Origin of the sequence: Thioclava sp. UBA3469, assembly GCF_002378135.1 — a bacterium.
GTDB lineage: Bacteria > Pseudomonadota > Alphaproteobacteria > Rhodobacterales > Rhodobacteraceae > Thioclava > Thioclava sediminum.
Genome location: NZ_DFRG01000198.1, coordinates 1 through 9,638, shown reverse-complemented (window position 1 = coordinate 9,638; position 9,638 = coordinate 1). Strand labels below are relative to the sequence as shown.

Sequence of the window (9,638 nt, the reverse complement as noted above, 5' to 3'; positions counted from 1 at the left end):
GGGCAAAGGCGAGCGGGGCGATACAATGGCCTCGCAGCAGGGCAGGGCGGGTCTTCGCCTGCAGCACAAGCTTCCGCATGCCCGCGTGGTCTATGTCTCGGCCACGGGCGCGACGACCGTCCACAACCTGGCCTACGCGCAGCGTCTTGGTCTTTGGGGCGGGGAGGATTTCCCGTTCGCGACCCGGTCGGAATTCGTCGAAGCCATCGAGGCGGGCGGTGTCGCGGCGATGGAGGTTCTGGCCCGCGACCTCCGGGCGCTCGGCCTCTACACTGCGCGCTCGCTGTCCTATGACGGGGTCGAGTACGAGATGCTGGAACACGCGCTGACCCCGGAGCAGCGAGGCATTTATGATTCCTATGCCGAGGCCTTCGCTATCATCCACAACAACCTGACTGCTGCGTTGGAGGCGGCGAACATTTCCGGCGCGGTCGACGGGCCGAGCGGGTCGGGCACGCTGAACCGCCAGGCCAAGTCCGCTGCGCGGTCAGCCTTCGAGAGCGCGAAACAGCGCTTCTTCGGCCATTTGCTCACCTCGATGAAGACCCCCACGCTAATCGCATCCATCGATGCAGATCTGGCTGCGGGTCACGCGGCGGTCATCCAGATCGTCTCGACGGGTGAGGCGCTGATGGAACGCCGCCTGTCGGAGATCCCAACCGACGAATGGAAGGATATCCGTTGTGACATCACACCCAGGGAATACGTTCTGGACTACCTCGCCCATTCCTTCCCGGTGCAGCTCTACGAGCCTTTCACCGACAGCGAAGGTAATCTTTCGTCGCGCCCCGTCACGCGCGACGGCCAACCGGTGGAGTGCCGCGAAGCCGTCCGGCGTCGTGACGCGCTGATCGAGAAGCTGGCCTCGCTGCCGCCCGTGCCGGGCGCGCTCGACCAGATCGTGCAGCGCTTTGGCACTGATCTCGTGGCCGAAGTCACAGGGCGCTCGCGGCGCATCGTGCGGAAGGGCGAAGGGCATTCGGCACGGCTCGTGGTGGAGAACCGGGCTGGAGCCGCGAACCTCGCGGAAACCCAAGCCTTCATGGATGACGAAAAGCGTATCCTGATCTTCTCGGATGCCGGTGGCACCGGCCGCAGCTATCACGCTGATCTTGGCGCGAAGAACCAGCGCCTTCGGGTCCACTACCTCCTGGAGCCCGGCTGGAAGGCAGATGCGGCGATCCAGGGCCTCGGGCGCACCAATCGCACCAATCAGGCGCAGCCGCCGCTCTTCCGTCCGGTGGCCACCGATGTGAAGGCGGAGAAGCGGTTCCTGTCGACCATCGCGCGTCGTCTCGACACGCTTGGCGCGATCACCCGCGGCCAGCGCCAGACTGGCGGGCAAGGGTTGTTCCGCCCGGAGGACAACCTCGAGTCGCCTTACGCCCGCGACGCCCTCCGCCAGCTTTACCGCCGCATCTATCGCGGCGATCTGGCGGGATGCTCGCTTGGGGCTTTCGAGGATGCCACTGGCCTCAGCCTGACCGACGACAACGGGCTGAAGGACGACCTTCCTCCGATCACGACCTTCCTCAATCGCCTGCTGGCGCTGACGATCGACATGCAGGCCGTGCTCTTCTCGGCATTCGAGGAGCTGCTCGACCAGCGGATCGAGGGCGCCATCGCCGCCGGGGTCTACGACCTCGGGCTCGAGACACTCCGTGCCGAGAGCTTTCGGGTGACCGACGCACGCGTCATCCATACCCATCCGGGCTCCGGCGCGGAAACCCAGCTGCTGACCATCGCCGAAAAGCGCCGCAATACACCGCTGTCTCTGGCCGATGCGCTCGACTGGCTGGATGACCCTAAAGCGCGGCTTCTGGTCAATAGCCGCTCGGGCCGGGCTGCTGTGCAGGTGCCCGCCACCAGCCTGATGCTGGACGATGGCACCATCGAGCCGCGCCTGCGGCTGATCCGGCCGCTTGATGCTAGCACGGTCCCGGCGAAAATCATGGAAGATACGCATTGGCTGGAAGCCGACCGCGCGGCCTTCGCTGCCGCGTGGACCGCGGAACTGGCTGAGGTGCCGGAGTTCTCCGAAGCCACGCTGCACATCGTGGCAGGTCTGCTGCTGCCGATCTGGAAGCAGCTTCCCCAAGATGAAACCCGCGTCTACCGGCTGCAGACCGACGACGGTCAGCGCATCATCGGCCGCCGGGTTCCGCCGTCTTGGGTTACAACCACGCTGGCAAATGACGCACCAAAACTGACAGCCGCGCAGGTCCATGCCCTCGTTCTGGAGGGCAAGACCGTTGTTCGGCTCGCCGAGGGGATGGAGCTTCACCGCTCCCGTGTCATGGGCGCGAACCGGATCGAACTCTCGGGCTTCTCGGAAGCGGCGAAGGACCGGCTCAAGGCCGATGGCTTCTTCTCGGAGATCATCAGCTGGAAGCTGCGCCTCTTCTGCCCGACCGATCCTACCGGTATCGCCGTGCTGGATCGTCTGCTTGCACGTTGTCCTGTGACGGGACTACATGCACGCGGAGGTTGCTAAGCCATGTATTCCGAGACCGAAGATGTGATCCGCGCACTGGCGGAGAATGCTGAAGGCGTCTGTCGCGCTTACCTTCCCGCCGGACGGCGGGAAGGATCCTACTGGATCGTGGGCGATTTGCAGAACAACCCTGGCCGGTCGCTCTTTGTACGGTTGACTGGGCCCACGTCGGGACCGGGCGCGGCCGGCAAGTTCACCGACGGCGCCACGGGCGAGCATGGCGATCTTCTCGACATCATCCGCGAGCGAACCGGGATCTCCCGCTTTCCCAATCTTCTGGCCGAGGCCAGGGCGCATCTTGGCCGTCCGCAGCCGGTCCTCCCGGATAAACCAGTTCAAAGGAAGGCCAAAGCCCCCGGTGGCACACCAGCGGCAGCGGCGCGTCTGTTCGCAGCCTCGGTGCCGGTCGCAGGCACGCTTGCCGACACCTACCTCCGCTCCCGCGGCCTGACCCAAGGCGGGGAGATGAGCGCCCTTCGCTTTCATCCGAAATGCTGGCATCGGGAGGAGGGTCAGACCCGGAGCATCCCCAGACCGGCACTGATCGCCGCGGTCACCGATGGGGTGGGGGCCGTGCAGGGCGTGCATCGCACCTGGCTGGCGCCTGACGGACAGGGAAAGGCGGCGCTCAAAGCGCAGCGGCGTGCCATGGGTCACCTTCTGGGCAATGCTGTCAGGCTGATCCCGCATGACGACATCCTCGTCGTCGGCGAGGGCATCGAGACCATGCTGTCCCTTGTCGAGGCTGTGCCCGGCCTTCCCGTCTGGGCTGCGCTCTCGTCCGGTCACCTCGGGGCGGTCCTGCTGCCGGAGGGGCTGCAGCGCCTCTACATCGCCATTGACCGCGATCCGGCCGGGCAACGCGCCGCAGAGAGGTTGAGCGCAAGAGCAACCGAGTTCGGGGTGACAGTGCGGGTGCTGGAACCGCGGCTCGGGGATTTCAACGATGATCTTCGGGCGAACGGCAAGGACGCGCTGCGCCAGCATCTGGCAGGTCAGATCGGGCTAGAGGATCGGCATCGCCTGCTGGGCTGAGCTGCATCGCGCAGGGGGGTCTGGGAGTGCGGGGCAGGGGGCTGCATCCAAGTCGTGGCTCTGGATCGTCGTCCTCACCCCATCCCGGGCCTTGCGCATCCACCCGTCAGCCCTGCGCGGCCTTCAAGAGATGGGCAGGCCGTCAAAGCGGTTGCCCCTGCAAGGTCGGAAGGGAAGCTATTTCCGCCGGCGGCAAAGCCGCCTTTGCATCGCGAGACAAATAGCTTCCCTGACGACCTCCTCCACGCTGTTCCGGCCCCGGTGAAGCCGGGGTGAAGGGGCAACCGCCCCGACGGCTCGGGTCTGCCCATGAAGGCCGCGCGGGATGACGCACGGACGAGACAGGCCCGGAGGCAAGAAAACCGATGACGATCCACACCAACGACGACGCGTATGAACCCGCTCACACCGCATCCCATACCGCTCACGCGCTCGACGAGTTGCAGCTCTATGGCTACCGCCCCTTTGACGAGCCCGATCCGCGCCCGATGCCCGATGGGCAGCGCCTCGCGGTCGCCGTCGCCGACATCTTCGACGCCCTCGTCGCGACGCTGGAAGACACCCGCATGGAACCGGACCTCGAAGAGGTGCTCTGGGGCCAGGTCAACCTCTTCCACCGCGCCACGGCCCGGATCGAGCGGTCGCTCGATGAGAACGAGCAGGCGCAGCGCCGCCTCCAGCGTGAGCAGGACGGCTCCGAGGTGAAATCCACCGAACTCGAGCGTCTGACGGCCGAAGGCCTGACGCTGATCGAACGGCGCAACTGCATGGACATGATGCGCGATCACGCCGCGACCGAGTTCGTCCATCACACGGGATCGACCTGGCGGCCTCGCACCGGTTCGATGGTGAACTGCCAGCACATGACCGCTGCGCTGATCGACAGCCGCGACTTCCTGGCCGCGAAGCGCCGCGCGGAAACCGAGGTGATGTTGCCCGCAGGCCCCAAGGTCGCCCTCACCGGCGGGACCGACTTCAACGATCACCGCCTGATCTGGGGCAAGCTCGACCAGGTCCGGACCAAGTATCCCGACATGGTCCTGTTACACGGTGGCAGCCCCAAAGGCGCAGAACTCATCGCCGCCAAATGGGCCGAAGCCCGGGGCGTGACGCAGGTTGCCTTCAAGCCTGACTGGACCAAACACGCCAAGGCCGCGCCCTTCAAACGAAACGATGCGATGCTGGATGTGCTCCCGGTCGGAGTCCTCGTCTTCCCCGGGACCGGTATCCAGGAAAACCTAGCCGACAAGGCCACGAAGCTGGGTATCCCAGTCATGAAGTTCGAGAAGGGGGCGTGAGCCCCCTTTTCTGTTGCTTAGGGGTGCATAGAGTGAAAGCGCCAGGAAATACCGGTAATTCCAACGCTTGCGCGTGGGGTCTCGTAGTCTGGTGGTAGGGTGAAAAGCAAAAGGAGATCGTTCGATGAAGACCGATTTGGTTGAGAAACGCTGTATACACTGCGCTCGAGCAATTACGCGCTCGACCAGCTCCCGTGATCATATTCCATCCAAGTTCCTCCTTGTTCACCCTTACCCTGACAACATTGAAACGATCCGGGTTTGCACCGAATGCAACAGATCGTTCGCGCAGGACGAGGAGTATATGGCGGCGTTCCTTGGGACGCTGCTCTGGAACGGGGACGAACCGAAGTCACAGCTGGAGCGAATTCTCGAGAGTAATTGGGTTCTTCAGGACGATCTTGACGATAGCCTTTTCATCGTTACGTCGGATGCCAAGCAACGCATTGCGCTCGAGCCAGATGAACAGCGTCTCCGGCGTGTCGTGTCCAAGAATGCGGTTGGCCACATGTTTCTCGCTCTCGGGGTTGCTCCGCGACCGTCTAAGATCTCCATTTGCGTGCTTGAGAATTTGCCCTACGCGGTGAGGGAAGGACTCTACGGACTATCGACAGGATGGATCACGGTTCAGGAGGGGGCATACCGCTATCAGCTTGTCGATCAGGGCGCGCTTGTTGTGCGTTCAGTCATCCATGAGTTCTTGGCGACGGAGGCGATTTGGCCGTCTCCAATCGGTCACTCGGCGGGCTATTGACGTGAAGCGACGGGGAACGCTGTTGACGCGATCGGAGCAGATGTCGCGGATTCGATCCAAGAACACGAAACCCGAGATGCTTATACGGCGCGGGCTCCATGCTCGAGGCTATCGCTATCGACTGCACCAGAAAAACCTGCCCGGAACTCCCGATGTAGTGCTTAAAAAGCACGGGGCCGTAATAGAGGTCAGAGGGTGCTTTTGGCATGGGCATGACGGCTGCGGTCGACGGCCCAACACGCACCAGGATTTCTGGAATACAAAGATCGACCGAAATCGCGAGAGGGATCGGGAAAACGAGCGCCTTCTTGTTCAGGCCGGTTGGCGAGTTCTGATTGTTTGGGAGTGTTGCATGGTGGGCAAGGGTCGATGGAAACCGGAAGCCTTGCTTGACGCAGTCGGCGCTTGGTTGGTCTCGGGTAAGAATTTCGAAGAATTTGAAGGGCAGAACGGCGATCGAAGTGGAGACCAATCTGTGGGGGATGCTTGTTAGGGGTTTAACCAGATGTTGTCAATCTTTTCTTGATACTTGACACGGACTTTGGTCTAAGTCGGTGAAAACACCTGCAGGAGGAACGGCATGTCGAGCGAGCAGCCTGTCAAGCCCTTGATACGGAAATCGGTGGAGCTTTTCGCTGGTGCGGGCGGTCTTGGCATTGGGCTTGCGCAGTCGGGTTTCGTTCCACAGATGGTGGTCGAGTACAACAAATGGTGCTGCGACACACTCCGCGACAATCACGGAATCCTTGGCGATGACGGTCGGTCAGATGGTAAGAGCCCGTGGCGGGTTTTTGAGGGCGATGTCCGCAAGGTCGACTTCAGACCGTTGGCGGGAAAACTCGATCTGATCTCAGGTGGTCCACCATGCCAACCCTTCAGCCTTGGTGGGCGTCACCGCGCATACGATGACGCTCGCGACATGTTTCCACAAGCGGTTCGGGCGGTTCGGGAGGCACGGCCTCGGGCATTTGTCTTCGAGAACGTAAAAGGACTGACCCGGGCGTCATTTCTCAGTTACTTTGAATATGTGAAGCTCCAGATGGAACACCCCGAGCTAGTCGCTCGTCCTGACGAGGAGTGGCAGGACCACCTTCGCCGTCTCGAGCAACATCATACCTCCACAAGACGCCCCGGACTGCATTATCAGGTGGTCACAAAGCTTCTGAACTCGGCGAACTATGGAGTGCCGCAAAAGCGCGAGCGTGTGCTCTTCGTTGGTTTTCGAGACGACGTGGACGCGAGGTGGTCATTCGGGCCGGGCGATTTCACACAAGAGGCACTCGTTTGGGACCAGATGTTCGGTGACTACTGGGAGCGTCATAGCGTTGCCAAGAAAGACCGAGTTCTCGAAGGACGGGCACTGCAGTTGTCAAAGCGCCTATCGGTCGAAGAGAAGCCGGAGAGCCTGCCGTGGCGCACGACGCGGGACGCGATTGGAGACCTGCCGGACCCGGAGGGAGCTAAGAGTTCGCACCAGGTCCTGGATCATCGCTTCCAACCCAACGCGAAGGTCTATCCAGGCCATACCGGCAGCTATCTCGATGAGCCATCCAAAACCCTTAAGGCCGGAGTTCACGGTGTGCCCGGCGGAGAGAACATGCTGCGCCGGGCAGATGGCTCTGTCCGATATTTCACGGTTCGCGAAGGTGCCAGGATCCAAACATTCCCCGATGGGTACAAATTTCACGGCGCATGGACTGAATGCATGCGACAACTGGGGAACGCCGTTCCCGCAGAGCTTGCGAGAGTTGTCGGCGACAGCGTTGCCGCGAGGCTGAACGAGTCCGAGGCCGCTTAGCGATGGCACGCCGACCTGAGCTCGAGAAAGCGGATGAGACATCGGCTGCTTTGGAGCAGTTCGCAGAAATGGTGCGGGTAGCGGAGATGACCGCACCTTCGCGCAAGCGCGTTCTGGCGGCCATCTCCGATATGAAGGAGGCTTTACTCCAACTGGAGCGGAACATTGATCCGATACGATTGCCGGATGCGTTTTTTGATCCCTCGGAACCGCGTTTGATTGGGCATTTTGTGGCCTTGGCCCTGCTATCGCAAGAACGCTTGCCGCTCGGAGCGATCACGCCTTTCTATGGGTCCGGTGTGTATGCGATTTACTACAGGGGGCCTGCCGATATTTACGCGCCGATTTCCGGCACCGAGACTCCCATCTATGTTGGGAAGGCCGATCCCCCGACCGGTGCGAAAACTGTTGTGGAGCAGGAGACAAGACTCTTTAGTCGATTGAACGAGCATCGTAAAAACATCGAGAAAGTGGCGGGGATCGATCTCAAGGACTTCGAGTGCCGAGCCTTGGCCGTGCAAAGTGGTTACCAAGCCGCCGCCGAGAACCATCTAATCCGTCTGTTCTGGCCGATATGGAACAACGAAACCAAGATACTTTTCGGGATCGGCAAACATGGTGACGCCGCGTCCACCCGTGCGAACAACAAATCGCCGTGGGATACGATACATCCAGGTCGAGCGTGGGCAGCGGGGAATCCAGAGGCCAAGTCCACAGAGAGTATTCGCTCGGAGGTCGCCGAGCATTTCCGAACCAAGCCAATCTTCAGGACGACGGAGGATATTTTCAACGCGTTTGCCGAAGGCATTCGTCAAGCTGACCGGTTCGACCCGGACAGGGAGAAAGAAATGGAAGAAAAGCCTGGTGATCCCGAGTAACTATTGAACTATCTGATCTTACATAAATTGGATTATCGGATTTTTGGTAAGCCACGGTTTTAATTACAATTTTGAAGCATCTTGGTTGAGGTTCAACCAGTACCTCGTATGGCGTCGCTCACCGGTCCGGCTGAGCGCACCTTTCTCGACCAGGTCCTGCAGATCGCGGGTCGCGGTTGCGCGTGAAGTTCCGGTGATCTTGAGATAGTTGTCGGCGCTAAGGCCGCCTTTGAAACCGCCAGGGCCTTCCTGAAACATTCGAGCGATGGCCTTGGCCTGGCGTTCGTTCAAGTGGTCTCTGTGACGATCGTAGAAGTGTGCCTTGCTGATGAAGAAGCCGACGCGGTCGAGTGTTGCCTGTTGGGCCTTCAAGACAACTTCTGCGAACCAGACGAGCCAATCGGTCACGTCGAGCGTTTTTTGATGCTGCTCGAGCTGGTCGTAGTATGCCTTGCGCTCCTTCTCGATGGTGAAGGCGAGCGAGATGAGGGTCGGCTGGTCAATGTTCTGCGCCAGCGACTTTTCAGCGAGGGCGCGACCCAAGCGACCGTTGCCGTCTTCGAATGGGTGGATGCTCTCGAAATAGAGGTGGCTTAGCCCTGCGCGCGTCAGCGCTGGACGCGGCTCTGCTCCCCCCGGCCCGGTCTTGTTGAACCAATCCGCGTATCGCTCCATCTCAGGCATGACCCGCTCCGAGGGTGGCGCTTCGAAATGTATCGTGGGCCGGTCAAGGCGGCCGGAAACGATTTGCATCGCCTCGGCGTGTTGTCGGTAGGCCCCGATGGTTTCCAACCGACGATCATGGGACAGGAGCATCCGATGCCAGCGGTACAGTGTCTCATGGGTCAGCGGCTCTGCAAAATTGGAATAGACGTCGACCATCATTTCCGCGACGCCCTGTTCGCGCGGTTTGGCAGGGTAGCTGTCCGGATCGAGGCCCAGATGGCGGCGCAGCGAAGACTGGACACTGAGCCGATCGAGGATTTCACCCTCGATGGCGCTCGTCTGCATCGCTTCCTCGCTGAGAAGTTCGATGCGGAGTTGCTCGCGCTCCGGCTGGCTGACATGATGGACCGCGCCGAGGATTTCTCCGGACGACAGCAGAAACTTCTGCTCGAACGCCTCCAGAGCGGAGGCGTCATACCGGAAATCCGGCCAATCGGGCAGCGTCCAGTTCCAAGCCATGAGTTATAGACATCCTTTCTATAACTCATATCTAGATCACCTCTGAGGCATAGAAGTCAACTCTATCGCTCAAAGGACCTGCGGGATGGTATGACCCACAAACCGACGCGAGGCCTTGAGCTAGGCCTTTTCAAGGTGCGTCAGATCTTGCTGACGCGGTCTGGGGATCTTTGGATCGACAGGGTTCTGTTCCGGC

At 61.1% G+C, this 9,638-nt stretch carries 8 protein-coding genes; 7 read left to right on the top strand and 1 reads right to left on the bottom strand.

Features of this window, described 5'->3' with window-relative positions; all coding sequences use genetic code 11:
* The 7 genes from B3D39_RS14305 to B3D39_RS14275 all read left to right on the top strand — a co-directional run.
* Positions 1-2,494: strawberry notch C-terminal domain-containing protein (locus B3D39_RS14305; protein WP_286789824.1), on the top strand; the 2,494-nt coding region annotated here is incomplete at its 5' end.
* 3 nt (positions 2,495-2,497) lie between these two features.
* Entirely contained in the window at positions 2,498-3,529 is a 1,032-nt protein-coding gene (locus tag B3D39_RS14300) for a DUF7146 domain-containing protein (RefSeq protein ID WP_038147475.1), read from the top strand.
* Positions 3,530-3,894: 365 nt separating this feature from the next.
* Positions 3,895-4,827 (top strand): DUF2493 domain-containing protein, encoded by a 933-nt coding sequence (locus B3D39_RS14295; RefSeq protein WP_038147477.1) that lies wholly within the window; start codon positions 3,895-3,897, stop codon positions 4,825-4,827.
* Between the two features lie 124 nt (positions 4,828-4,951).
* Complete coding sequence (locus B3D39_RS14290) at positions 4,952-5,581, top strand: hypothetical protein (RefSeq protein WP_038147478.1); 630 nt, start codon at positions 4,952-4,954, stop codon at positions 5,579-5,581.
* Positions 5,520-6,074, top strand: a complete 555-nt coding sequence (locus B3D39_RS14285; RefSeq protein WP_081874992.1) for a very short patch repair endonuclease — start codon at positions 5,520-5,522, stop codon at positions 6,072-6,074. The genes B3D39_RS14290 and B3D39_RS14285 overlap by 62 nt, the downstream gene beginning before the upstream one ends.
* A gap of 87 nt (positions 6,075-6,161) precedes the next feature.
* Complete coding sequence (locus tag B3D39_RS14280) at positions 6,162-7,379, top strand: DNA cytosine methyltransferase (protein ID WP_051856066.1); 1,218 nt, start codon at positions 6,162-6,164, stop codon at positions 7,377-7,379.
* Positions 7,380-7,381: 2 nt separating this feature from the next.
* Positions 7,382-8,257: an Eco29kI family restriction endonuclease gene (locus B3D39_RS14275; protein WP_081874993.1), complete on the top strand. Its 876-nt coding sequence runs from the start codon at positions 7,382-7,384 to the stop codon at positions 8,255-8,257.
* Between the two features lie 63 nt (positions 8,258-8,320).
* Here the strand turns inward: B3D39_RS14275 and B3D39_RS14270 are convergent, their stop codons facing one another.
* Entirely contained in the window at positions 8,321-9,442 is a 1,122-nt protein-coding gene (locus tag B3D39_RS14270; protein ID WP_038147480.1) for a Fic family protein, read from the bottom strand.
* Between the last annotated feature and the right edge of the window lie 196 nt (positions 9,443-9,638).